The sequence below is a fragment of the Pseudomonas sp. A genome (assembly GCF_056270345.1).
In genome coordinates this window covers 4,811,064-4,835,302 of sequence record NZ_CM149873.1, presented here as the reverse complement: position 1 = coordinate 4,835,302, position 24,239 = coordinate 4,811,064, and the positions used below count along the sequence as shown (strand labels likewise).

Below are 24,239 nucleotides of genomic sequence, written 5' to 3'. Positions count from 1 at the left end.
TCGGCTGTCGCTTACAGCTGCAGCAGGCGGAACAGGGCGATCAGGTTGATCTGCGCCAGGGCTTCCTTGAACTCGGCATCCTGGTCGTTGTGGATGCGTTTTTCGAAGGCGGCGAGGATCTGGTGCCGGTTGCTGCCCTTGACCGCCATGATGAACGGGAACTGGAACTTGGCCTTGTAGGCGTCGTTCAGCTCGGTGAACCGGGCGAACTCCTCGGCGGTGCACTGGTGGATGCCGGCGCCGGCCTGTTCATTGGTGCTCGATTCGGTCAGCTCGCCCTGGATGGCGGCCTTGCCGGCCAAGTCCGGGTGAGCGTTGATCAGGGCCAGTTGCTCTGCGTGGCTGGCGCTGAGCAGGATGTCGCTCATGCGCTGATGCAGCGCCTCGATCTCGTCCAGCTCGGCCAGCTGGCCCAGGTCGTAGGCTTTCTCGGCGACCCACGGCGAGTGCTCGTAGATGTCGGCGAAGGCGGCGACGAAGGCGGCGCGCTCGAGGGTGGAAGGCTTGAGGGTCTTGAAGGCGGTCATCAGGCGTTCTCTTTCTTGTACGGATGGGTGGCGTGCCAGTGGCGGGCGATGTCCACGCGACGGGCGAACCAGACCTGCTCGTGGCTCTTGGCGTAGTCGACGAAGCGCTTGAGCGCGGCCAGGCGTGCCGGGCGGCCGACCAGGCGGCAGTGCAGGCCGATCGAGAGCATCTTCGGTGCCTCGGCGCCCTCGGCGTAGAGCACGTCGAAGGCGTCCTTCAGGTACTGGAAGAACTGCTCGCCGCAGTTGAAGCCCTGCACCTGGGTGAAGCGCATGTCGTTGGTGTCCAGGGTGTAGGGGATCACCAGGTGCGGCTTGTCGGTGGGGTTGTTCGGCTCCCAGTAGGGCAGGTCGTCGTCGTAGGTGTCGCTGTCGTAGAGGAAACCGCCTTCCTCCATCACCAGGCGCCGGGTGTTCGGGCCGGTGCGGCCGGTGTACCAGCCCACGGGGCGCTCGCCGGTAATCTCGGTGAGGATGCGGATGGCCTCGAGCATGTGCTCGCGCTCTTGCGCTTCATCCATGTACTGGTAGTCGATCCAGCGGTAGCCGTGGCTGCAGATCTCGTGGCCGGCCTCGGCCATGGCACGGATCACGTCGGGGTGGCGCTGGGCGGCCATGGCCACGGCGAAGATGGTCAGCGGCACGCCGCTGTCCTTGAACAGCTTGAGCAGGCGCCAGACGCCGGCGCGGCTGCCGTATTCGTAGAGCGACTCCATGCTCATGTTGCGCACGCCCTGCAACGGCTGGGCGGCGACCATTTCGGAAAGGAACGCTTCGGACTCCTTGTCGCCGTGCAGGATGTTGCGCTCGCCACCTTCTTCGTAGTTGAGCACGAAGGACAGCGCAATGCGGGCATTCCCCGGCCATTGCGGATGAGGTGGGTTGTTGCCGTAACCGATCAGGTCGCGTGGGTAGTCAGCGCTCACTGCAGTCTTCCTTCTTGTACGTTAATGCGGGTGGTGGGCGCGCCGCGTCGGGATGTCGCACCACCGGATGGGCTGATTGTATACAACTTCTTAAATCTTTTGTAAGCCTGTTTTTCCGCATTTCTTCCCATTTGTCGCGTGAGAATGACTTGCAAGAAACCTGCCTGATTGGTCAGGTAATGCCAAGGATGGCGGCATGGTGCGTGTCTTTGCGACTGGCGACCTGTTCTGTAGAGGTTGCGCGGGAGGGGATAAAAAATTGTGTACAATTTATCGGTAAACTGTCTTAATGGCTTCATTCCCGCACGCCGCAGGCCCCGTGCCCGGTGATTGCCGTGTATTTTTTGCCCACGCATACGACAAGAGGCGACAAGCAAATGGGACGTTTGACCACACATGTACTGGACGCCGCGCATGGCTGCCCGGGCAGCTCGATCAAGGTCGAGCTGTACCGCGTCGAAGGCCAGCAGCTGGAGCTGGTGAACACCGCCCTGACCAACAGCGACGGCCGCGTCGATGCGCCGCTGCTGCAGGGCGACGACTACCGCACCGGCGTCTATCAATTGCAGTTCAGCGCCGGTGACTACTACCGCGCCAAGGGCGTGAAGCTGCCGGACACCGCGTTTCTCGACGTGGTCGTGTTGCGCTTTGGTATCGACGAGCAGCAGGAGCACTACCACGTGCCGCTGCTGATCTCGCCGTACAGCTATTCGACCTATCGTGGAAGCTAGTTGGTCGCTAGAAGAATCTTCGTAGGTCCTTGGCCCGCTCTCACACTGGCGGGCTTTTTTTCGTCTGTTGTTTCTACACTTCGGGCGCGACCTGCCCTGTAGGAGCGGCCTTGCGCCGCGAATGGGCTGCGTAGCAGCCCCTGGATCTCAGCGTCTACGCATGGATCGCCGGGGCCGCTGCGCGGCCCTTTCGCGGCGCAAGGCCGCTCCTACAGGGGGATCGTCATGAGCAGGCAAAAAGAAAGGGCGCCGAGGCGCCCTTGGTTGTTGCAGCCGGGTCAGAGGAATACAAACTTGGCAATGAAGATCAGGCACAGCACCCACAGGCTCGCCGAGATCTCCTTGTACTTGCCAGTCCCGGCCTTGAGTGCCACATAGCTGATGAAGCCCAGGGCAATGCCGTCCGCCACCGAGAAGGTCAGCGGCATCATGATCACCGTGACGATCGCCGGAATGCTGTCGGTGGCTTCGTCCCACTCGATATGCGCCATGCTGCCCATCATCAGCATCGCCACATAGATGAGTGCACCGGCGGTGGCATAGGCCGGGATCATCCCGGCCAGCGGGGCGAAGAACATCGCGGCAATGAACAGCACGCCCACCACCACGGCCGTCAGGCCGGTACGCCCACCCGCCGCCACACCCGCGGCACTTTCCACATAGCTGGTCACTGGCGGCACGCCGACCACCGCGCCGAACACGCTGGAGGTACTGTCGGCCTTCAGCGCCCGCGACAGGTTCTCGATGCGTCCGTCAGGCGCCACCAGGTTGGCGCGCTGGGCCACGCCCATCAGCGTGCCGGCGGTGTCGAACATGTGCACGAACAGGAACGCCAGCACCACGCTGATCATGCTGACGTTGAACACCCCGGCCACGTCCATGGCCATCCAGGTCGGCGCCAGGCTCGGCGGCATCGACATCACCCCGCCGAACTTGACCAGGCCCAGGCCCCAGCCGGCCAGGGTGACGCCGATGATGCTGATCAGGATCGCGCCGAACACCCGCTTGTAGCTGAGGATAGCGATCGACAGGAAGCACACGGCCGCCAGCAGCGGGCCGGGCTCATGCAGCGAGCCCAGCTTGACCAGGGTGGCCGGGCTGTCGACGATGATGCCGGCGGTCTTCAGGCCGATCAGCCCGAGGAACAATCCGACGCCGGCCCCCATGGCATGGCGCAGGCTCACCGGGATGCTGTTGAGCAACCACTCGCGCACCCGCGAAACGGTCAGGAACATGAACAGCACGCCCGAGACGAACACCGCCCCCAGCGCGGTTTCCCAGTTGTAGCCCATGGTGCCGACCACGGTGTAGGTGAAGAAGGCGTTGAGGCCCATGCCCGGCGCCAGGCCCACCGGCCAGTTGGCGTACAGGCCCATCAGCAGGCAGCCGAGGGCGGCGGCGATGCAGGTGGCGACGAACGCCGCGCCGTGGTCGATACCGGCGTCGGCCATGATGTTGGGGTTGACGAAGATGATGTAGGCCATGGTGATAAAGGTGGTCACCCCGGCGATCAGTTCGGTCCTGACGGTAGTGCCATGTCGCTTGAGTTTGAAAATCCGCTCCAGCCAGCCCGTTTCGAGCGGTGGGGCGAGATCCAGCGTAGGTGCTTCGGATTTGCGGCTTTCCACAGCGAGTACTCCTCAAGTCTTTCTTGTTGTTCGAAGCCTGGTCCTGAGCTGATGCACTTGGGGGCTTCGCGAGGGAGGGTGTGGCAGACGTCCGACCATTTTGTTGACTTATGGGTCAGGAAGTTGCTCGCAGGATTATGCTTTTGTGTACAAATAAAGCAAATAATGTTTTATCTTTTGTGCGTACAAACGGTCGTACAACGGCTATATAGGTAAAAGGCCACCTGCAGAATCGGGTCAGCCTGTGTACAATGGCGCCATACCTTGGCCCTTCATCTTCATTTCCGGACTTGCCATCCCCCCGTCGACAGGCAGTACAGTCACGGTCCGACTGGCAGATCCCCTGTGCTCGAGCGCCCATGAACGAACAGCTGCAACCTCTGAAAAAACCTGTGCGCACTGGCAAGGCCGGCCGCAGCGGTACCCAGGACGACATCGTCTACGCGCACATCTTCGAGGCGATCCTCGAGCAGCGCCTGGCTCCGGGGACCAAGTTGAGCGAGGAAGCACTGGGCGAGATCTTCGGCGTCAGCCGCACCATCATCCGCCGCGCGCTGTCGCGCCTGGCCCACGAAAGCGTGGTGCTGCTGCGGCCCAACCGCGGCGCAGTGGTGGCCAGCCCGACGGTGGAAGAGGCGCGCCAGGTGTTCTTCTCCCGGCGCATGGTCGAGCGCGCCATCACCGAACTGGCCGTGCAGCACGCTACCGTCGAGCAGCTCAACGAACTGCGCCAGATGGTCCGCGAGGAGCGCGACAGCTTCTCCCGTGGTGACCGTGGCGCCGGCATCCGCCTGTCCGGCGAGTTCCACCTCAAGCTGGCCGAGGCGGCGGGCAACGCGCCGCTGGTGAGCTTCCAGCGCAGCCTGGTGTCGCAGACCTCGCTGATCATTGCCCAGTACGAGAGCGGCAACCGCTCGCACTGCTCGTACGACGAGCACATGCAACTGATCGACGCCATCGAGGCGCGTGACGCCGAACAGGCGGTGAGCCTGATGATGCACCACATGGACCATATCGACAGCAAGCTCAACCTCGATGAGGAGAGCGCCTCGGACGATCTGCACGCGGTGTTCTCGCACCTGCTGAAAAAGCCCAAGGCCACCGCCAAGGGTTGAACGTTTGCCTGCCTGACTCAGGGCCCTTTCGCGGGCAAACCCGCTCCCACAGGAAATGCGTTGCCATCAAGCAGGGCATCGTCCTGGTGGGAGCGGGTCTACCCGCGAAAAGGGCCTTTGTCGTTTCTGGCCACTTGTCAAAGCTCTGCTAGATTTCTCCTCAGCAAACCTTCATCAAGCAGTTGGGCTTGCGCAGTCGTTGCGTCCAATTACTTGAGGAATGCTCCATGAGTTCGTCCCTGGGTGTACGCATGGGTGCCGAGTTGGTCGGCACGTTCTGGTTGGTCCTTGGCGGGTGTGGCAGCGCGGTGCTGGCGGCCAGCTCCCCGGTCGGCATCGGGGTCCTCGGTGTCGCCTTCGCCTTTGGCCTGACGGTCCTGACCATGGCCTTCGCCATCGGTCATATCTCCGGTTGTCACCTCAACCCCGCCGTGTCGTTCGGCTTGGTGGTGGGCGGGCGCTTCCCGGCCAAGGAATTGCTGCCCTATGTGATCGCCCAGGTGATCGGCGCGATCCTCGCCGCGGCGGTGATCTACTTCATCGCCAGCGGCAAGGCCGGTTTCGAGCTGGCCAACGGCTTGGCCTCGAACGGCTACGGCGAGCACTCGCCCGGTGGCTACAGCTTGGCGGCAGGCTTCACCAGCGAAGTGGTGATGACCGCGATGTTCCTGGTGATCATCATGGGCGCCACGGATGCCCGGGCGCCGGCGGGGCTCGCGCCGATCGCCATCGGCCTGGCGCTGACCCTGATCCACCTGATCTCGATCCCGGTGACCAACACCTCGGTGAACCCGGCGCGCAGCACGGGGCCGGCGTTGTTCGTCGGTGGCTGGGCCGTGCAGCAGCTGTGGCTGTTCTGGCTGGCACCGCTGATCGGCGCGGCGATCGGCGGGGCTTTGTACCGCGGGTTGGCGAAGCAGCCCTAGCTGCCTATCGCGGGGCAAGCCCGCTCCCACGGAGCCCCGCGATCTTGTCAGCGCTGGTGCACGCAGCGCCCGGCGGCGTAGGTTTCGCGCACGGTGCGGTCGTCGCCCAGGGTGGTGAGCACGAACAGGGTCTCCTCGATGTTCTTCGACTGCTGCAGGCGGTAATCCAGCAGCGGGGTGGCCTTGTAGTCGAGCACCACGAAGTCGGCGTCATTGCCCGGGCGCAGGCTGCCGATGCGGTCGTCCAGGCGCAGGGCGCGGGCGCCGCCGAGGGTGGCCAGGTACAGCGACTTGTAAGGGTGCAGGCGTGCGCCTTGCAGCTGCATCACCTTGTACGCCTCGTTCAGGGTGTTGAGCAGCGAGAAGCTGGTGCCCGCGCCGACGTCGGTGCCCAGCCCCACATTGACCTTGAAGCGCTCGGCCTGGGGCAGGTTGAACAGGCCGCTGCCGAGGAACAGGTTGGAGGTCGGGCAGAAGGCGATGGCCGAGCCGGTCTCGGCCAGGCGCTGGCATTCGTCGTCGCACAGGTGCACGCCATGGGCGAACACCGAGCGCTCGCCGAGCAGCTCGAAGTGGTCGTAGACGTCCAGGTAGCCTTTCTGCTCGGGGAACAGCGACTTGACCCAGTCGATTTCCTTGAGGTTCTCCGACAGGTGGGTATGCATGTACACGCCCGGGTGCTCCTTGAGCAACTGGCCGGCCACGCTCAATTGCTCCGGCGTGCTGGTCGGCGCGAAGCGCGGGGTGACCGCGTAGTGCAGGCGGCCCTTGCCGTGCCAGCGCTCGATCAGCGCCTTGCTGTCGCGGTAGCTGGATTCGGCGGTGTCGGTCAGGTAGTCGGGGGCGTTGCGGTCCATCATCACCTTGCCGGCGATCATGCGCAGGTCGAGGCGCTCGGCCTCCTCGAACAGGGCGTTGACCGACTCCGGATGCACGCTGCCGAACACCAGGGCAGTGGTGGTGCCGTTGCGCAGCAGTTCCTTGAGGAAGATCTTCGCCACCTGGTCGGCGTGGCCCTTGTCGGCAAACTGCTTCTCACAGGGGAAGGTGTAGGTGTTCAGCCAGTCCAGCAGTTGCTCGCCGTAGGAGCCGATCATGCCGGTCTGCGGGAAGTGGATGTGGGTGTCGATGAAGCCCGGGGTGATCAGGGCGTCCTGGTAGTGTTGCACCGGGATGTCGGCGTCGAGGGTCGGCAGCAGCTCGCTGGCATGGCCCAGTGCACTGATGCGGCCGTTGTCGACCACCAGCAGGCCGTCTTCATAGTATTCGCAGGACGCCTCAAGGCCGACCTCGGCGGGGTCGGCGATGCTGTGCAGGATGGCGGCTCGGTAGGCTTTGCGGGTTGCGCTCATGGGGCTCTCGTCAAAGGGTCTGGCTGCGTCGCGAGGACGGCAGCAACTGGGCGATGGGGCCTGAATTGGCGGCAGCGTCGTGCTGGCCGAAGCAGGCGTTGTAGGTGGCAATGATCTCGGCGGCGATGGACACGGCGATCTCGATCGGCAGCTTGCCCTTGACCTCGGCCAGGCCCATCGGGCAGCGCATCCGCGCCATTAGCGTGTCGTCGAAACCGCGCTCGCGCAGACGGTGCTCGAACTTGACCCGCTTGGTCTTCGAACCGATCAGGCCGAACCAGGTGAAATCGTTGCGCTTGAGGATCGCGGCGGTCAGTTCCAGATCCAGCTGGTGGTTGTGGGTCATGACGATGCAGTAGCTGCCGGCGGGCAGGTCGGCGACTTCGTCGACCGGCTCTTCGCTGACGATCCGGCTCACCCCGTTGGGGATGGCGTCGGGGAACTCCTGCTCGCGCGAGTCGATCCAGCGCACCCGACAGGGCAGCGCGGCGAGCAAGGGTACCAGAGCGCGCCCGACATGGCCCGCGCCGAACACGGCGATCTCGGCCTGCACGCCGGTCATCGGCTCGAACAGCAGCACGGTGGCGCCGCCGCAGCACTGGCCCAGGCTGGCGCCGAGGCTGAAGCGCTCCAGGTGCGGGGTGTTGCGGTGTTCCTCGAGCATCTGCCGGGCGATGTGCAGGGCCTTGAACTCCAGGTGGCCGCCGCCGATGGTGTCGTACAGCGCGCTGGCGCTGACCACCATTTTCGAGCCGGCGTTGCGCGGCGTGGAGCCGCGTTCCTCGATGATGGTCACCAGGACGCAGGGTTCGCCGCGGGCTTGATGGTCGGCGAGGGCATTGATCCATTGGTGCATGGTGTGAATCCTCCTCGATCCCCTGTGTAGGAGCGGCCTTGTGCCGCGAAAGGGCTGCGCAGCAGCCCACAAATCTTCATTGCGGCACAGATCCAGGGGCCGCTGCGCGACCCTTTCGCGGCGCAAGGCCGCTCCTACAGAGGGGCGCGCTGTCAGTGCGTCACCGGTTCCAGTTCCTGTTCCACAGGCTGCTGCGCAGCCACCGCCTTGCGCATCTGCTCGCACCCCCACAACACCCGCTCCGGCGTCGACGGCGCGTCGATCTCGGGCTGCACACGGTAGTCGGCGATGCTCGCCACTGCGTCCTTGATCGCGCACCAGGCGGCGATACCGAGCATGAACGGCGGCTCGCCCACGGCCTTGGAATGGAACACCGTGTCCTCGGGGTTCTTGCGGTTTTCGACCAGCTTCACACGCATGTCGATCGGCATGTCGGCCACCGCCGGGATCTTGTAGCTGGCCGGGCCGTTGGTCATCAGCTTGCCCTTGGCATTCCACACCAGCTCCTCGGTGGTCAGCCAGCCCATGCCCTGGACGAAGCCGCCCTCGACCTGGCCAATGTCGATGGCCGGGTTCAGCGAGTCGCCGACGTCGTGCAGGATGTCGGCGCGCAGCATCTTGTACTCGCCGGTCAGGGTGTCGACGATCACCTCCACGCACGCCGCGCCGAAGGCGAAGTAGTAGAACGGCCGGCCACGGGCCTGGGAGCGGTCGTAGAAGATCTTCGGCGTGCGGTAGAAACCGGTGGTCGACAGCGACACCTGGGCGAAGTAGGCCTGCTGCACCAGTTGCTCGAAGCTGACGATCTGGTCGCGCACGCGCACATGGCCGTTGCGGAACTCGACGTCCTCCTCGGAGACGTTGTAGTGCCGGGCGGCGAACTCGGTCAGGCGCTTCTTGAGGATCTCGGCGGCGTTCTGCGCTGCCTTGCCATTCAGGTCGGCGCCGCTGGAGGCCGCGGTCGGCGAAGTGTTGGGCACCTTGTCGGTGTTGGTGGCGGTGATCTGGATGCGGTCGAAGTCGACCTGAAACACCTGGGCCACCACCTGCGCAACCTTGGTGTTCAGGCCCTGGCCCATCTCGGTGCCGCCGTGGTTGAGGTGGATGCTGCCGTCGGTGTAGATGTGGATCAAGGCACCTGCCTGGTTGAGGAAGGTGGCGGTGAACGAGATACCGAACTTCACCGGGGTCAGCGCCAGGCCCTTTTTCAGTACCGGACTGTTGGCGTTGAAGCGGCGGATCGATTCGCGGCGCTCATGGTAATCGCTGCTCGCCTCGATCTCGGCGGTCATCTCCTCGAGCATGTTGTGCTCGACGGTCTGGTAGTAGTGGGTGACGTTGCGCTCGGTCTTGCCGTAGTAGTTGGCCTTGCGCACCGCCAGCGGGTCCAGCGCCAGGTGGCGGGCGATATGGTCCATCACCTGCTCGATGGCGACCATGCCTTGCGGGCCACCGAAGCCGCGGTAGGCGGTGTTGGAGGCGGTGTTGGTCTTGCAGCGGTGGCCGTGCACCGTGGCGTCGCCCAGGTAGTAGGCGTTGTCGGAGTGGAACATGGCGCGGTCGACGATCGAGCCGGAAAGGTCGGGCGAGTAGCCGCAGTTGCCGGCCAGGTCGAAGTTGATGCCGTGCAGGCGGCCGCTGTCGTCGAAGCCGACGTCGTACTCGACGTAGAACGGATGGCGCTTGCCGGTCATCATCATGTCTTCGACGCGGGGCAGGCGCATCTTGGTCGGCTGGCCGGTCAGGCGCGCGATCACCGCGCACAGGCAGGCGGGGCTTGCGGCCTGGGTTTCCTTGCCGCCGAAGCCACCACCCATGCGGCGCATGTCGACGACGATCTTGTGCATCGGCACGTCGAGCACCTCGGCGACCAGCTTCTGCACCTCGGTGGGGTTCTGCGTGGAGCAGTAGACGATCATGCCGCCGTCTTCGCTGGGCATCACCGAGCTGATCTGGGTCTCCAGGTAGAAATGCTCCTGGCCGCCGATGTGCAGGCTGCCCTGGATGCGGTGCGGGGCGCTGGCCAGGGCCGTGTCCGAATCACCGCGCTTGTGGGTGTGGCTGTCGAGCACGAAGTGCTTCTTGCGCAGCGCCTCGACCACGTCGAGCACCGGTTCCAGGTCTTCGTACTCGACGATCGCCGCCATCGCCGCGCGGCGCGCGGTGTCCAGGTCGCGGGCGGCCACGGCGAGCACCGGCTGGCCGAAGAACTCGACCTTGTCGATGGCCAGCAGCGGGTCGCCGGCCACCACCGGACCGATATCCTTGAGCCCCGGGATGTCCTCGTGGGTGATGGCGATGCGCACGCCTTCGAACTGATAGCAGGGCGTGGTGTCGATGCGCAGGATGCGCGCATGGGCGCGGTCCGCGGTGCGCGCATAGACGTGCAGCTGGTTGGGGAATTCCAGGCGGTCGTCGATGTACACCGCCTCGCCCGCCACGTGCTTGTCGGCGCTGTCGTGCTTGAGGCTGCGGCCGACCCCGGTGGTCAGGTCCTGGCTGAACAATGCGGCCATCTCGGCCTGGCTCTTGACGGCGTGATGATTAGACATAGGCGGTCACCCGGGTTTCGATGTGCGGCGTTTGCAGTTCGATGAAGTACTTGCGCAGCAGGTTCTGCGCGGTCAGCAGGCGGTACTCGCGGCTGGCGCGGAAGTCGCTGAGCGGGGTGAAGTCCTCGGCCAGGGCCTGGCAGGCACGCTCGATGTTGGCCTGGTTCCACGGCTTGCCGCGCAACGCGGCTTCGCAGGCGCGGGCGCGTTTCGGAATCGCCGCCATGCCGCCGAAGGCGACGCGCACGCCGCTGACCACGCCGTTCTCGATGCTCAGGTTGAACGCCGCGCACACGGCGGAGATGTCGTCGTCCAGGCGCTTGGACACCTTGTAGGCGCGGAACGCCCAGTCGTTGCTGGCGCGCGGCACGATGATCTTCTCGATGAACTCGCTGTCCTGGCGCGCGGTGATGCGGTAGTCGATGAAGTAGTCTTCCAGGGCCAGGGTGCGCTGGCGCTCGCCCTGGCGCAGGACGATCTGCGCGTCCAGGGCGATCAGCAGGGGCGGCGAGTCGCCGATCGGCGAGGCGTTGCCGATGTTGCCGCCCAGGGTGCCCTGGTTGCGGATCTGCAGCGAGGCGAAGCGGTGCAGCAGGTCGCCGAAGTCGGGGTATTCCTCGTTGAGCGCGGTGTAGCAGTCGGTCAGCGGGGTGGCGGCGCCGATCTCCAGGTGGGTGGCGGTCTTGTCGATGCGCTTGAGCTCGGCGACATGGCCGACGTAGATCATCACCGGCAGGGTGCGGTGGAACTGGGTGACCTCCAGCGCCAGGTCGGTGCCGCCGGCCAGCAGGCGCGCCTCGGGGTGCGAGCTGTACAGGTCGGCCAGGTCGGCCACGGTCAGCGGCACCAGGCAGCGCTTGTCGCCGCTGTTGAGCTCGCCGGTCTGTTGCGGGGCGATGGCCTTGAGGCGGGCGATGGTCTGCGCCTGCTGGGCGTCGAACTGGTCGCGGCAGGGGCGGGCGCAGCTCTGCTCGGCGGCTTCGAGGATCGGCCGGTAGCCGGTGCAGCGGCACAGGTTGCCGGCCAGGGCCTCCTGGGCCTGGTGCAGGTCGTGGCCCTCGCTGTTCTTCTGCAGGGCGAACAGCGACATGACGAAACCGGGGGTGCAGAAGCCGCACTGCGAACCATGGCAGTCGGCCATGGCTTTCTGCACGCTGTGCAGTTCGCCCTGGTGCTTGAGGCCCTCGACGCTGATCAGCTGCTTGCCGTGCAGGGAGGACACGAACGTCAGGCACGAGTTGAGGCTGCGGTAGCGGATGGCGTCGCCGCCCTGTTCGTTCTGGACGAGTTCGCCGACGACCACGGTGCAGGCGCCGCAGTCGCCGCTGGCGCAACCTTCCTTGGTGCCGGGTTTGCCCAGGTGCTCGCGCAGGTATTGCAGCACCGTCATGTTCGGGTCCAGGGCGTGCTCGTTGCGCAGCTCCTGGTTGACGAGAAACTGGATCACGGGGGAGGGCCTCGCAATGGTTTTATTGTTGTTCGGGCGGACTCTAAGCAACGCTTGACCCTGAGGTCAATAATTTTCTGACTCAAAGGTCAAGATTTCGTCCAGAGGCCTTCCGAACCGCTTCATCGAGCCTTTCTCCAAGCATAGTTCGCGCCGAGTGGGAAAGTTGACCCGCCAGTCGCACAAAGCGCGTCGCGCCGCTGCGCGGGCACGGGACAAGTGCGCTACAATCGCGCCCTTGTGCACAGCTACCCAGATCGCGAAGGAAAACCATGACGTTCAAGGCGCCGGACAGCCTCTCCGAGCAAATTGCCCACTACCTGGCCGAGCGGATCATCCGCGGCGAACTCGCACCCGGCGAGCGCATCCAGGAGCAGAAGGTCACCCAGGCCCTCAACGTCAGCCGCGGCTCGGTGCGCGAGGCGCTGCTCATTCTCGAACGCCGTCACCTGGTGGCGATCCTGCCGCGCCGTGGCGCCCATGTGACCGAGCTGGACGAGAACAGTGTGCGCAGCCTGTGCACCCTGATGGGCGAGTTCTACATCCTGCTGGGCAACGCTGTTGCCCAGCATTGGCGCAGCGACAGCGACCTGCGCCCATTCCTGGACATCCAGCAGCGCCTCAAGCAGGCCCATGCCGCCAAGGACATCAAGGCCTTCGTTGGCGACAGCTTCGCGGTGATGCGCGCCGCCTATCCGTTCGCCAACAACCCGTACCTGCAGGAAACCGTCGAGAACCTGCAGCCGGCCATGAGCCGCGCCTACTACCTGGCCCTGGACCAGCGCCAGGCCAACATGGTCGATTACCTCGAGCTGTTCGCCCGCCTGCTCGAAGCCGTGGTCGCCCGCGACCTGCCGCGCATCCGCGAGGTGCTCACCGCCTATTGCCAGCGCAGTTGCGAACTGGTGCTGGCGGCGCTGGCGCGGGTCTGACCGATGCGCCTGAAGTGCATCCGCCTGGCCGGATTCAAGTCCTTCGTCGACCCGACCACGGTCAATTTTCCCAGCAACATGGCGGCCGTGGTCGGTCCCAATGGCTGCGGCAAGTCCAACATCATCGACGCGGTGCGCTGGGTGATGGGCGAAAGCTCGGCCAAAAACCTGCGCGGCGAGTCGATGACCGATGTCATCTTCAACGGCTCCACCAGCCGCAAACCGGTCAGCCAGGCCAGCATCGAACTGGTGTTCGACAACAGCGACAACACCCTGGTCGGCGAGTACGCCGCCTACGCCGAGATCTCGATCCGCCGCAAGGTCACCCGCGACGGGCAGAACACCTATTACCTCAACGGCACCAAGTGCCGGCGCCGTGATATCACCGATATCTTCCTCGGCACGGGCCTGGGGCCGCGTAGCTACTCGATCATCGAGCAGGGCATGATCTCCAAGCTGATCGAGGCCAAGCCCGAGGAGCTGCGCAATTTCATCGAGGAGGCGGCCGGCATCTCCAAGTACAAGGAGCGCCGCCGCGAGACCGAGAACCGTATCCGCCGCACCCAGGAGAACCTGGCGCGCCTGACCGACCTGCGCGAAGAGCTGGAGCGCCAGCTCGAGCGCCTGCACCGACAGGCCCAGGCCGCCGAGAAGTACCGCGAGTACAAGGCCGAGGAACGCCAGCTCAAGGCGCGCCTGGCGGCCCTGCGCTGGCGCGACCTGGACCAGCGGGTGCGCCAGCGCGAGGCGGTCATTGGCGACCAGGAGATCGCCTTCGAGGCGCTGGTGGCCGAGCAGCGCAACGCCGATGCCAGCATCGAGCGCCTGCGCGACGGCCATCATGAGCTGTCCGAACGCTTCAACCAGGTGCAGGGCCGCTTCTATTCGGTGGCCGGTGATATCGCCCGGGTCGAGCAGAGCATCCAGCATGGCCAGCAACGCCTGCGCCAGTTGCAGGACGACCTCAAGGAAGCCGAGCGCAGCCGCCTTGAAACCGAATCGCACCTGGGGCACGACCGCACCTTGCTGGCGACCCTCGGTGAAGAGTTGGCCATGCTCGAACCCGAGCAGGAACTGACCCTGGCTGCGGCCGAGGAGGCCGCCGCGACCCTGGAGGAGGCCGAGCAGGGCATGCACGGCTGGCAGGAGCAGTGGGACAGCTTCAACACCCGCTCCGCCGAGCCGCGTCGCCAGGCCGAAGTGCAGCAGGCGCGCCTGGCGCAGCTGGAGGCCAGCCTGGAGCGTCTGGCCGAGCGCCAGCGCAAGCTGGGCGAAGAGCGTGACCAGCTCGGCGAGGATACGCAGGATACCGAGACCAGCGACCTGGGCGAGCAGGTGGCCGGCAGTGAGTTGCTGCTCGAGGAACTCCAGCTGCAGGAGCGGCAGGTGGTCGAGCAGCTGGATGCGTTGCGCGAGCAGATGCAGCAGGCCAGCCAGGCGCAGCAGCAACAGCAGGGTGACCTGCAGCGCCTGGGCGGGCGCCTGGCGTCCCTCGAAGCCTTGCAACAGGCCGCGCTGGAACCGGGTGTCGGGGCCGCCGACTGGCTGCGCGCCCAGGGCCTGGAACAGCGCCCACGGCTGGCCGAGGGGCTGCGGGTCGAGCCCGGCTGGGAGCTGGCGGTGGAAACGGTGCTGGGCGCCGATCTGCAGGCAGTGCTGCTGGATGATTTCGCCGGCCTGGAGTTCGCCGCGCTGGAGCAGGGCGAACTGCGCCTGCTGCTGGCGGGCGCGCAGGGCGCGAGCGTTGCCGGCAGCCTGCTCGACAAGGTCGAAGGAAGCGTCGACCTGTCGCCCTGGCTGGGCCAGGTCATGCCGGTGGACACCCTGGAGCAGGCCCTGGCCCGGCGGGCGTCGCTGAACGATGGGCAGAGCCTGGTCAGCCGTGACGGCTATTGGGTCGGGCGACACTTCCTGCGGGTCAGCCGAGGAAGCGAGGCCCAGGGTGGCGTGCTGGCCCGTGGCCAGGAGATCGAGCGCCTGGGGCAGGAACAGTTGGAACAGGAGGCCTTGCTCGAACAGCTCGACGAACAGTTGCAACGCCTGCGCGAGCAGCAGCTCGACCTGGAGGAGCAACGCGAGCAGCTGCGTCGTCGCAGTCAGGACGAAGGCCGTCAGCACGGCGAGCTCAAGGCGCGCCTGTCCGCCGGCCGTGCCCGTGCCGAGCAGCTGGAGCTGCGCCGCCGGCGCCTGCAGGAAGAACTGACCGAGCTGCAGGAGCAGCGCGCCCTGGAGCACGAGCAGCTGGGCGAGGCGCGCCTGCTGCTGCAGGAAGCCCTGGAACTGATGGCCCAGGACACCGAGCAGCGCGAGCTGTTGATGGCGCGCCGTGACACCCTGCGCGAAGGTCTCGACCACATCCGCCAGGAGGCCCGCCAGCACAAGGACCACGGTCACCAGCTGGCCGTGCGCCTGGGCTCGCTGCGCGCCCAGCATGACTCGACCCGTCAGGCCCTCGAACGCCTGGAACAGCAGGCCGCACGCCTGGGCGAGCGCCAGGAGCAGTTGAACCTGAACCTGGAGGAGGGCGAGGCGCCGCTGGAAGAATTGCGCCTCAAGCTCGAAGAGCTGCTGGAGCGACGCATGAGCGTCGACGAGGAAATGCGCCAGGCGCGCCTGCACATGGACGAGGCCGACCGTGAGCTGCGCGATGCCGAACGGCGCCGCACCCAGGCCGAGCAGCAGTCGCAACTGTTGCGCGGCCAGCTGGAGCAGCAGCGCCTGGAGTCCCAGGGCCTGGACGTGCGACGCAAGACCTTGCAGGAACAACTGCTCGCCGACGGCTACGATCTTCAGGGCGTGCTCGCCACGCTCGAGGCCGATGCCAGCGAGCAGGGTACCGAACAGGCATTGGAGCAGATCGAGGCGCGCATCCAGCGCCTGGGCGCGATCAACCTGGCGGCCATCGAGGAATACGAACAGCAGTCCGAACGCAAGCGTTACCTGGACGCCCAGGACGCCGACCTGGTTGAGGCGCTGGAGACCCTGGAAAACGTCATCCGCAAGATCGACAAGGAAACCCGCAACCGCTTCAAGGATACCTTTGATCAGATAAATGCCGGATTACAGGCACTTTTCCCAAAAGTTTTCGGTGGCGGCAGCGCTTATCTGGAACTGACGGGCGAAGATCTACTCGATACAGGGGTGACGATCATGGCGCGTCCACCGGGCAAGAAGAACAGCACCATCCATCTGTTGTCCGGCGGCGAGAAGGCACTGACGGCCCTGGCCCTGGTGTTCGCCATCTTCAAGCTGAACCCGGCGCCGTTCTGCATGCTCGACGAGGTCGACGCGCCGCTGGACGACGCCAACGTCGGGCGCTATGCCCGCCTGGTCAAGGAAATGAGCGAGACCGTGCAGTTCATCTACATCACCCACAACAAGATCGCCATGGAAATGGCCGACCAGCTGATGGGGGTGACCATGCACGAGCCGGGTTGTTCACGTCTTGTTGCAGTTGATGTGGAAGAGGCAATGGCCATGGTCGATGCGTAAGGGGTAAAGAATGGGTGTGAACATGTAGGCAAAAGCCTCAGCAGATGCGACAGACGGTGTAAAGTTGCCTTTGGTCGTGCTAGCTTAATGTCACTTGTTTTTTGCGTGGGTAAAACGCCTGTCAGAACATAGAGTTGGCGCCACGTGTTAAAGGCCTTTGAAGCCTTTGTTTTCAAGCATATTTTTTATAGAGGCACGGGATTACATGGAAATCGGTCTGCGCGAGTGGCTGATCGTCATCGGCATCATTGTCATCGCCGGTATTCTTTTCGACGGCTGGCGCCGCATGCGCGGCGGCAAGGGCAAGTTGAAGTTCCGTCTGGACCGTAGCTACGCCAACGCCCCGGACGACGACAGCGGCAGCGCCGAGGTGCTCGGCCCTGCGCGTGTGCTGGATACCCATAAAGAGCCCGAGCTGGACGAGTCCGACCTGCCGTCGGTGAGCGTTCCTGCGCGTGAACGGGAGCGCGAGCGCGAACCCAAGCCGGCCAAGGCCAAGCGCGGCAAGCGCAACCACAGCGAGCCGCAGCAGGGTGACCTGAACCTGGCCGCCGAGCCCCGCGAGCCCGACCTGTTCGAGGGTGGCGACGACGATTTCGCCGCCGACAACACCCGCGCCAACGGCTTCACCGCGCCGAGCACGCCGGCCAAGGAGCTGCCGCCGGCCGAGGAAGTGCTGGTAATCAGCGTCATCTCCCGTGACGAAGGTGGCTTCAAGGGCCCGGCGCTGCTGCAGAACATCCTCGAAAGCGGCCTGCGCTTCGGCGAAATGGACATCTTCCACCGCCACGAGAGCATGGCCGGCCACGGCGAAGTGCTGTTCTCCATGGCCAACGCGGTCAAGCCCGGCGTGTTCGACCTGGACGACATCGACCACTTCAGCACCCGTGCGGTGAGCTTCTTCCTCGGTCTGCCTGGCCCGCGTCATCCCAAGCAGGCCTTCGACGTGATGGTGGCTGCCGCCCGCAAGCTGGCCCACGAGCTCAATGGTGAGCTCAAGGATGACCAGCGCAGCGTGCTGACCGCCCAGACCATCGAGCATTACCGTCAGCGCATCGTCGAATTCGAGCGCCGCGCCCTGACCCAGAAACGCTGATGTTTACGAGCGGGCGGATCCTGCCTCGATCCGCGCCGCGATGATTCAAGTAAAAGAGCAGCCAGGGGCTGCTCTTTTGCTTTGCAAGAGAAGACCAACCATGAACGCCGAATCCCGAATCCATGCCCTGCGCGCCGAACTCGACCAGCACAACTACCGCTATTACGTGCTCGACGAACCCAGCGTGCCCGATGCCGAATACGACCGCCTGTTCAACGAGCTCAAGGCGCTGGAGGCCGAGCATCCGCACCTGGTGACCCCGGACTCGCCGACCCAGCGCGTCGGTGGTGCGGCGCTGGCGGCTTTCAGCCAGGTCCGCCACGAGGTGCCGATGCTCAGCCTGGGCAACGCCTTCGAGGAGGATGACCTGCGCGATTTCGGTCGCCGCGTCGTGGAGGGCCTGGACCTGCCGGGCGGTGATCAGGCCGCGGTGGACTACAGCTGCGAGCCGAAACTCGACGGCCTGGCGGTGAGCCTGCTGTACCGCGATGGCCAGCTGGTGCAGGGCGCCACCCGCGGCGACGGCACCACCGGCGAGGACATCAGCACCAACGTGCGCACCGTGCGCAACATCCCGCTCAAGCTGCAGGGCGAGGGTTGGCCGGCGGTGCTGGAAGTGCGCGGCGAGGTGTACATGAGCAAGGCCGGTTTCGACCGGCTTAACGCCGCCCAGGCCGACGCCGGCGGCAAGACTTTCGCCAACCCGCGCAACGCCGCGGCCGGCAGCCTGCGCCAGCTGGACTCGAAGATCACCGCCAGCCGCCCGCTGGAATTCTGCTGCTATGGCGTCGGCCAGGTATCCGAGCCTTTTGGCGACAGCCATATCGGCATCCTCGAAAAGCTCAAGACCTGGGGGTTGCCGATCAGTCGCGAGCTGCGCCATGCCGCCGGCATCGAGGAGTGCCTGGCCTACTACCGCGATATCGGTGCCCGTCGCAATGGCCTGCCCTACGAGATCGACGGTGTGGTGTTCAAGGTCAACAGCCTGGCCTCCCAGCGTGAGCTGGGCTTCCGCGCCCGCGAGCCACGCTGGGCGATCGCCCATAAGTTCCCGGCCATGGAAGAGCTCACCGAGGTGCTCGACGTCGAGTTCCAGGTCGGTCGCACCGGCGCGGTGACCCCGGTGGCGCGGCTCAAGCCGGTCAAGGTGGCCGGCGTGACCGTGTCCAACGCCACCTTGCACAACATGGACGAGATCGCCCGCCTGGGCCTGCGCATCGGCGACACGGTGATTATCCGCCGCGCCGGCGATGTGATCCCGCAGGTGATGCAGGTGGTGCTCGACCGCCGTCCGCAGGACGCCAGGTCGGTCGAGGTACCCACACAGTGCCCGGTGTGCGGCTCGCAGGTCGAACGCACCCAGCTGGTCAAGCGCAGCAAGGGCAAGGAAACCACCAGCGAAGGCGCCGTGTACCGTTGCGTGGGGCGCCTGAGCTGCGCCGCCCAGCTCAAGCAGGCGATCATCCACTATGTGTCGCGCCGGGCCATGGACATCGACGGCCTGGGCGAGAAGAGCGTCGAGCAGCTGGTCGACGAGAACCTGATCCGCTCACCGGCCGATCTCTATCACCTGACCTTCGACCAGGTGGTGGCGCTGGAAGGCTTTGCCGAGGTATCGAGCAACAAGTTGCTGGCCGCCATCGAGGCGAGCAAGCGCCCGAGCCTGGCGCGCTTCATCTATGCGCTGGGCATCCCCGATGTTGGCGAGGAGACCGCCAAGGTCCTGGCCCGCTCCCTGGGCAGCCTGGCGCGGGTGCAGGTGGCGTTGCCGCAGGTGCTGACCTATCTGCCGGACATCGGCCTTGAGGTTGCCCACGAGATCCACAACTTCTTCGAGGACGCGCACAATCGCGAAGTCATCGCGCAGTTGCTGGCCTGCGGCATGCAGTTGCAGGACGAGGGCGAGCTTGCCGCCGAGTTCGCCGCCAGCACCACGTTGGCCGGGATGCTGGCCAAGCTCGACATCCCCTCGGTCGGTCCGACCGGTGCCGAGAAGCTGGTGGACAAGTTGGGTACGCTGGACAAGATCATCGCCGCCGATGGCATCGACTTGCGCCAGGCCCTGAATACCAAGGCCGCCGACGGGGTGCGCGAGTTCTTCAAGGTCGAGGCCAACCAGCAGCTGGCCCGTGCCATCGAGGCCCAGTTGCTGGAATTCGGCATGCACTGGTCGTGTGAGAAGAAGTCCGCCGAGGGCTTGCCGCTCGCCGGACAGACCTGGGTGCTGACCGGCACCCTGGAACGCATGAGCCGCGATATCGCCAAGGAGAAGCTGGAAAGCCTGGGGGCCAAGGTCGCGGGTTCCGTGTCGGGCAAGACCCACTGCGTGGTCGCCGGCCCCGGCGCCGGCTCCAAGCTGGCCAAGGCCGCTGAGCTGGGCGTGGCGGTGATGGACGAGGAGGCGTTCGTGGGCTTCCTGGCGGAGCGTGGTATCAGCGTCTGACTCCGCCGTAAATACGGATCAGGTTCCCTGTGGGAGCGGGTTCACCCGCGAAGAATCCAGCGCGGTGGATGGCACCGGCTCCGCCGGTGTTCGCGGGTAAACCCGCTCCCACAGGGGGCGTGGAGCACCTGAGCACTCAGCTTCCTGCGAGCCAGCGCAGCCCGACCCGAGACCGCGTCAAAACCACAAGTCCTTGAGAAATGATGGTTTTTTCACGATCAAAGGTTGTAACTTCGCCCCGGCGCTGTACAATGGCGCGGCTCGTCAGCTGACGAGCCGTCGTGGTGGCCCCATCGGTCCCCCCGCATTGATTACCCGTTAACCTGGTCAGGCCCGGAAGGGAGCAGCCATAGCGGGAACATCGAGTGCCGGGGTGTGGCTGGTGGGGCCGCCTCCATTTTGGGCGCAGGGGTTTTCCGGCGTACCTGTCAGGCGTCGCCCATCAGACGCTTTTCTTTACACCCTCGCACCGTTTTCCGCCTGCACGATCCCGCGCAGCGCCTTATCATGCATCCCATCGTGTCAGCCCATTCGGCCAGGAGATAGCGACCGTGGAACATGTCGACGACCTCACCCGCCAGAAAATCCGTGAGTGGCAGATGCGCCGCCTGGAAATCAAGGACCAGATGGCCGCCAGCCCCGAGCGTGTGCTGGAGCTGTCGCAGGTGCTCGACCAGATGGAAGAAGAGCATGAGCGCATCCTCGAGGAAGCGGCTGCCCCTGTGGCAGTGACGGCTGACGCGGCGGCCTTCGCGTTGCAGGTGCAGGTGTCGGCGCACTCGGTGCGTGACTTGCGCAAGTTGCTGGAACTGGCCCTGCATGAGCTCGATGGCGTACTTGATGCGCCGCAGGCGGGTATCAGCTATCCCGGCGACATGGCGGGGTCGTTGGGAGCCTACCGCTTCGAACTGGTGGTGGGGCAGGCCGCTGAATCCGACAACCCTTGAGTGATCCCCGGACCCGTACCGATATGCAGCCCGAGCACTTCGACTTTTCCCATCCGGTGTACCTGCCGGTCAGCGCAGAGGTATGCCAGGCCTTGCTGCAGGCCGAGGGCGCGCCTGCGCTCGACGCCTTGGGCGAGCCGGAGCTGGCAGCAATACTGGTGATCCAGAACCTGGCCCAGGCACCGGGCCAGGTCGATGCGCGGGCGGCGGAAAAGGTCCTGGGCAAGCTGCTGGCGTGGGCGGTCGATGGCGCGCACTCGCCTGGCGTGGGCTTGCTGTCCGAGGCCCGTCGGCTGTTCGATGCGCGCAAGCTCTATTTCGGCCTCGAGGTGATCAAGGGCTCGAAACTGCGCCTGCTCGATGCCGAACAGGTGCAGGCGCGGGAGTACCTGCTGGCGGATGGCAAATGGGATTTCGACTACCGCATCCGCCTGCATCACAGTGACAACCCGTTCAGCCAGCGGGTGACCACCGGCTTCGACAGCGAGCGCTGGCTGACCGTCGAGCAGGACAAGCTGCTCAAGGTCATCCAGGCCAACCTCGACGAGGATATCCACGTGCAGGGCTATGCCGGGATCGGCAAGAGCTACCTGCTCGGCGCCCTGATGGAATGCCTGCCGCGTGGCCGGGTGCTGGCCCTGGCGCGCACACCGGCCAAGCTCGGTACCCTGCGTCGGCGCATGGGGCTGGATGCCCAGGCCAAGGTCGGCATGACCTTCGGCCAGTTCGCCCGGGCCCTGCTCAAGGATAACCGGCCGGTTTCCGCCCGGACGGCGCCGCGCGGCCCCGGCAAGCGCCGGCTGGCCGAAGAGCTGGGGATCGTCGGGCTGCGCCAGTACGACGCCGAGCACGCCCTGGATATCTGCCTGGAAGTGCTGCGCAACTATTGCGAGTCGCGGGACTACAGCCTGTCCAACCGCCACCTGCCGCACTTTCGCCAGGCGCTGTCCAGCCTCGATGCCCAGGTGCTGCTCGAGTACGCCAGCCGCCTGTGGCGTTACCTGGAGGCGCAGCCGAGCTGGGGTACGCAGACCGGGTTCGAGGCGTTGCTGCTGCTCAAGCGCGCCAGCCTGGGTGGCTGCAGCGTGCCCGGGCGCTTCAGCCATGTGATCATCGACGAGAGCCAGGATGTGCCGGCCTCGCTGCTGCAGGTCATCGAGCGTGGCCGCCAGGTGCTGATCACCCTGGGCGACGAATACCAGAAGGCCAGCGGCGAGGTGGTCAGGCGCGAGCGTCAGGTACGGCAGAAGGACATGGCCTTCGCCGTGCGCTCCGGGCCCAAGGTGGAGCGCCTGATCAACCCGCTGATCGGTGTGCACTCGAAAAAATCCAAGGTCGCGTTCGAGGCGGCGCGGCATGTCGATGTCGGCATCGAGCACTTCCCCGAAGGTTTTGTCCCGCCCGAGGGCTGCGTGGTACTGACTGCCTCGCGCTGGGACACGATGCGCTGGGCCATGGAGATGGCCGAGTCCAACTGCCTGCTGAACTTCCCCGACTGGCCAGATATGCGGCGGTTCATGGTCACCGCGATTGGCCTGTTCAGGTCGGCGTTCTATGCGCCGGGGCAGGACGCCGAAGGGCCGCATGGGTACTTCGCGCACCTGCTCGACTGGCAGCAGGTGCGCGAGTCCGAGCGTTTCGATGCCGCGTTTCAGTGGGTCGAGGCGCGGCTGGAGGCGGGTTTCAAGCTTGCCGACCTGACCGGTCTGGATGCGCGCGTCGCCGTGCAGCCCACCAGCCTCACACTGTTGATGGCTGAGGAGGCCGGTGGCCTGGAGTTCGATCAGGTGCTGTTGACGCCGGAGCTGATGACCACCCAGCGCTTCAAGGACGCCTACGCCTTCGATGCGCGGATCTGCGCGGTGTACATCGCCCTGTCGCGGGCGCGGCGGCAGTTGTACCTGCCCTATGACGTGGAGGAGTGGATCAATTACCACAAGGGCCAGCCGTTCCGCGAGTTGCACGGCTACTGAACCCGTCGCCGTGCTCTGGTCTGGTGGGCCTCATCACGGGGCCAGGCGACTCCCACGCTTGCCCCTGCTGGCCGACACTTGCATCAATCGCTGGAAGGTCGGGCACTGCAGGTGGTTCTCCTCGGGGCACACCGCCGCATGCCGCAGCCCTTTGCTCATCGCCTGCAGGCGCTTGATCTTCTGCTCGATCTCATCGGCCTTGGCCAGCAGCAGCGCTCGGTCGACCCGTTGCTCGTCCAGCATCGCCGCCACTTCGTCCAGCGAAAAGCCCGCCGCCTGGCCCAGGGCGATCAGGGCCAGGCGTTCGGGCGTATCCGCCGGGAATTGCCGGCGCTGGCCGCGGTCAGCGAGTGATGTGAGCAAGCCCTTGTTCGCGTAGTAACGCAATGTCGACGCCGGCACTCCGGTGCGCCTGGCGACATCGGCAATGTCCATCGCGGCTCCCTTGACTTGAAGTTGACTTCAACTTGCATGCTGCTCGGCATCGACCTTTCCGTCAATCTGCCAAGGGCTTTTGTCATGAGCGTTTCTTCTCTCGTATTTTCCATTCTGCTGATCGGCATCGGCGCCACCCTGGTCATGGACCTGTGGACCCTGCTGCTCAGGCGCCTGGGCATTACCACCCTGAACTACGCGATGGTCGGGCGCTGGGCGGGCCACCTGTTCGCGGGGGGCTGGCGGCATGCGGCGATCGGCAAGGCTGCGCCGGTCAGGGGGGAACTGGCGTGGGGCTGGTTGCTCCATTACGCCACGGGGCTGGTGTTTGCGGCGCTACTGGTGGCAATTGCAGGGGAGGGGTGGTTGCAGGGGCCGCTCCTGTGGCCCGCGTTGCTGTTCGGGGTGGTCTCGGTGCTGGTGCCGTTGTGTGTGGTGCAGCCTGCGTTTGGGGCGGGGTATTTTGCCAGCCGTACCCCGACGCCGCTCAGGAGTTGCCTGCGTAGCTTGGCCACGCATGGCGTGTTCGGTTTTGGGTTGTTCCTGAGTGCGGTAGTGCTGGCAGGGGTTCGGGGAGGGGTGGCAGGTTAAACAGGTGTGTTTGGACCAATGGAGCCTGCCTTATGCTTGCCTTGGGTGAGGGCCTCCAGATGTCCGCCGCAACCCCTGCAGCGCCTATCAGATTGAGCGCCGCCCGCGCGGCGCATCGCGGGACAAGCCCGCTCCTACATTTGTTGCAACGTGCCGAACCTGTCAGGCCATGGTTGCCCGCCTTGGTGCATGTCTTGAGACAGATGAGGCGGCAGTGGTGCCCACGCTGAAACCGTGTCGGACCAACAAGGCGGACCAGGTAATGGCACA

General features: G+C 65.3%; 18 protein-coding genes and 1 other RNA gene. 11 read left to right on the top strand and 8 right to left on the bottom strand.

The window, feature by feature from the left end:
• Window positions 1–11 precede the first annotated feature (11 nt).
• On the bottom strand, window positions 12–527 hold the full coding sequence (uraD, locus tag AC0MAZ_RS21610; RefSeq protein WP_028692845.1) for a 2-oxo-4-hydroxy-4-carboxy-5-ureidoimidazoline decarboxylase: 516 nt from the start codon (window positions 525–527) through the stop codon (window positions 12–14).
• Window positions 527–1,453, bottom strand: coding sequence for an allantoinase PuuE (gene puuE, locus AC0MAZ_RS21605; protein WP_232856778.1), 927 nt, complete (start codon window positions 1,451–1,453; stop codon window positions 527–529). The genes uraD and puuE overlap by 1 nt, the downstream gene beginning before the upstream one ends.
• A 377-nt stretch (window positions 1,454–1,830) precedes the next feature.
• Here puuE and uraH point away from each other — a divergent pair, with 377 nt between their 5' ends.
• Window positions 1,831–2,184, top strand: coding sequence for a hydroxyisourate hydrolase (uraH, locus tag AC0MAZ_RS21600; protein ID WP_028692847.1), 354 nt, complete (start codon window positions 1,831–1,833; stop codon window positions 2,182–2,184).
• A 278-nt stretch (window positions 2,185–2,462) separates the two neighbouring features.
• Here the strand turns inward: uraH and AC0MAZ_RS21595 are convergent, their stop codons facing one another.
• Entirely contained in the window at window positions 2,463–3,812 is a 1,350-nt protein-coding gene (locus AC0MAZ_RS21595; protein WP_203651739.1) for an NCS2 family permease, read from the bottom strand.
• Window positions 3,813–4,171: 359 nt separating this feature from the next.
• On the opposite strand from AC0MAZ_RS21595, the gene AC0MAZ_RS21590 reads away from it, so the two are divergent.
• Window positions 4,172–4,927 (top strand): GntR family transcriptional regulator, encoded by a 756-nt coding sequence (locus AC0MAZ_RS21590; RefSeq protein ID WP_203651740.1) that lies wholly within the window; start codon window positions 4,172–4,174, stop codon window positions 4,925–4,927.
• 227 nt (window positions 4,928–5,154) lie between these two features.
• Window positions 5,155–5,853: an aquaporin Z gene (gene aqpZ / locus AC0MAZ_RS21585; protein WP_475859111.1), complete on the top strand. Its 699-nt coding sequence runs from the start codon at window positions 5,155–5,157 to the stop codon at window positions 5,851–5,853.
• A gap of 47 nt (window positions 5,854–5,900) precedes the next feature.
• On the opposite strand, the gene guaD is transcribed toward aqpZ, so the two are convergent.
• The 4 genes from guaD to xdhA all read right to left on the bottom strand — a co-directional run bounded on the left by guaD (window position 5,901) and on the right by xdhA (window position 12,060).
• Entirely contained in the window at window positions 5,901–7,205 is a 1,305-nt protein-coding gene (gene guaD, locus AC0MAZ_RS21580; protein WP_203651744.1) for a guanine deaminase, read from the bottom strand.
• Window positions 7,206–7,215: 10 nt separating this feature from the next.
• Complete coding sequence (gene xdhC, locus AC0MAZ_RS21575) at window positions 7,216–8,061, bottom strand: xanthine dehydrogenase accessory protein XdhC (RefSeq protein ID WP_232856777.1); 846 nt, start codon at window positions 8,059–8,061, stop codon at window positions 7,216–7,218.
• Window positions 8,062–8,213: 152 nt separating this feature from the next.
• Window positions 8,214–10,613 (bottom strand): xanthine dehydrogenase molybdopterin binding subunit, encoded by a 2,400-nt coding sequence (gene xdhB, locus AC0MAZ_RS21570; RefSeq protein ID WP_475859110.1) that lies wholly within the window; start codon window positions 10,611–10,613, stop codon window positions 8,214–8,216.
• Window positions 10,606–12,060 (bottom strand): xanthine dehydrogenase small subunit, encoded by a 1,455-nt coding sequence (gene xdhA, locus AC0MAZ_RS21565; RefSeq protein ID WP_475859109.1) that lies wholly within the window; start codon window positions 12,058–12,060, stop codon window positions 10,606–10,608. Before xdhA ends, xdhB begins: the two co-directional genes overlap by 8 nt.
• Window positions 12,061–12,332: 272 nt before the next feature.
• Here xdhA and AC0MAZ_RS21560 point away from each other — a divergent pair, with 272 nt between their 5' ends.
• The 7 genes from AC0MAZ_RS21560 to AC0MAZ_RS21530 all read left to right on the top strand — a co-directional run bounded on the left by AC0MAZ_RS21560 (window position 12,333) and on the right by AC0MAZ_RS21530 (window position 22,943).
• Window positions 12,333–12,992, top strand: a complete 660-nt coding sequence (locus AC0MAZ_RS21560; protein ID WP_050706590.1) for a GntR family transcriptional regulator — start codon at window positions 12,333–12,335, stop codon at window positions 12,990–12,992.
• A 3-nt stretch (window positions 12,993–12,995) separates the two neighbouring features.
• Window positions 12,996–16,484 carry a chromosome segregation protein SMC gene (smc, locus tag AC0MAZ_RS21555; protein ID WP_475859107.1) on the top strand — a complete coding sequence of 1,163 codons (3,489 nt, stop codon included), beginning with the start codon at window positions 12,996–12,998 and terminating at the stop codon, window positions 16,482–16,484.
• A gap of 205 nt (window positions 16,485–16,689) precedes the next feature.
• Complete coding sequence (gene zipA, locus AC0MAZ_RS21550) at window positions 16,690–17,580, top strand: cell division protein ZipA (RefSeq protein ID WP_203651753.1); 891 nt, start codon at window positions 16,690–16,692, stop codon at window positions 17,578–17,580.
• A 100-nt stretch (window positions 17,581–17,680) separates the two neighbouring features.
• Window positions 17,681–20,023 (top strand): NAD-dependent DNA ligase LigA, encoded by a 2,343-nt coding sequence (gene ligA, locus AC0MAZ_RS21545; protein WP_475859105.1) that lies wholly within the window; start codon window positions 17,681–17,683, stop codon window positions 20,021–20,023.
• Between the two features lie 291 nt (window positions 20,024–20,314).
• Window positions 20,315–20,411: signal recognition particle sRNA small type (ffs, locus tag AC0MAZ_RS21540), an RNA gene on the top strand.
• Window positions 20,412–20,574: 163 nt separating this feature from the next.
• Window positions 20,575–20,970: a hypothetical protein gene (locus AC0MAZ_RS21535; protein WP_203651755.1), complete on the top strand. Its 396-nt coding sequence runs from the start codon at window positions 20,575–20,577 to the stop codon at window positions 20,968–20,970.
• Window positions 20,971–20,993: 23 nt separating this feature from the next.
• A complete protein-coding gene (locus tag AC0MAZ_RS21530; RefSeq protein WP_475859104.1) occupies window positions 20,994–22,943 on the top strand; it encodes a hypothetical protein in 1,950 nt (649 codons plus the stop codon).
• Between the two features lie 33 nt (window positions 22,944–22,976).
• On the opposite strand, the gene AC0MAZ_RS21525 is transcribed toward AC0MAZ_RS21530, so the two are convergent.
• A complete protein-coding gene (locus AC0MAZ_RS21525; RefSeq protein ID WP_475859103.1) occupies window positions 22,977–23,378 on the bottom strand; it encodes a helix-turn-helix domain-containing protein in 402 nt (133 codons plus the stop codon).
• An 84-nt stretch (window positions 23,379–23,462) separates the two neighbouring features.
• On the opposite strand from AC0MAZ_RS21525, the gene AC0MAZ_RS21520 reads away from it, so the two are divergent.
• Window positions 23,463–23,969 (top strand): DUF2938 domain-containing protein, encoded by a 507-nt coding sequence (locus AC0MAZ_RS21520; protein ID WP_475861470.1) that lies wholly within the window; start codon window positions 23,463–23,465, stop codon window positions 23,967–23,969.
• Window positions 23,970–24,239: the final 270 nt, after the last annotated feature.

Coding starts and splice junctions, on each gene's coding strand:
- uraD (WP_028692845.1), bottom strand. CDS start 527: ATGACCGCCTTCAAGACCCTCAAGCCTTCCACCCTCGAGCGCGCCGCC.
- uraH (WP_028692847.1), top strand. CDS start 1,831: ATGGGACGTTTGACCACACATGTACTGGACGCCGCGCATGGCTGCCCG.
- AC0MAZ_RS21590 (WP_203651740.1), top strand. CDS start 4,172: ATGAACGAACAGCTGCAACCTCTGAAAAAACCTGTGCGCACTGGCAAG.
- aqpZ (WP_475859111.1), top strand. CDS start 5,155: ATGAGTTCGTCCCTGGGTGTACGCATGGGTGCCGAGTTGGTCGGCACG.
- guaD (WP_203651744.1), bottom strand. CDS start 7,205: ATGAGCGCAACCCGCAAAGCCTACCGAGCCGCCATCCTGCACAGCATC.
- xdhC (WP_232856777.1), bottom strand. CDS start 8,061: ATGCACCAATGGATCAATGCCCTCGCCGACCATCAAGCCCGCGGCGAA.
- xdhB (WP_475859110.1), bottom strand. CDS start 10,613: ATGTCTAATCATCACGCCGTCAAGAGCCAGGCCGAGATGGCCGCATTG.
- AC0MAZ_RS21560 (WP_050706590.1), top strand. CDS start 12,333: ATGACGTTCAAGGCGCCGGACAGCCTCTCCGAGCAAATTGCCCACTAC.
- smc (WP_475859107.1), top strand. CDS start 12,996: ATGCGCCTGAAGTGCATCCGCCTGGCCGGATTCAAGTCCTTCGTCGAC.
- zipA (WP_203651753.1), top strand. CDS start 16,690: ATGGAAATCGGTCTGCGCGAGTGGCTGATCGTCATCGGCATCATTGTC.
- ligA (WP_475859105.1), top strand. CDS start 17,681: ATGAACGCCGAATCCCGAATCCATGCCCTGCGCGCCGAACTCGACCAG.
- AC0MAZ_RS21530 (WP_475859104.1), top strand. CDS start 20,994: ATGCAGCCCGAGCACTTCGACTTTTCCCATCCGGTGTACCTGCCGGTC.
- AC0MAZ_RS21525 (WP_475859103.1), bottom strand. CDS start 23,378: ATGGACATTGCCGATGTCGCCAGGCGCACCGGAGTGCCGGCGTCGACA.
- AC0MAZ_RS21520 (WP_475861470.1), top strand. CDS start 23,463: ATGAGCGTTTCTTCTCTCGTATTTTCCATTCTGCTGATCGGCATCGGC.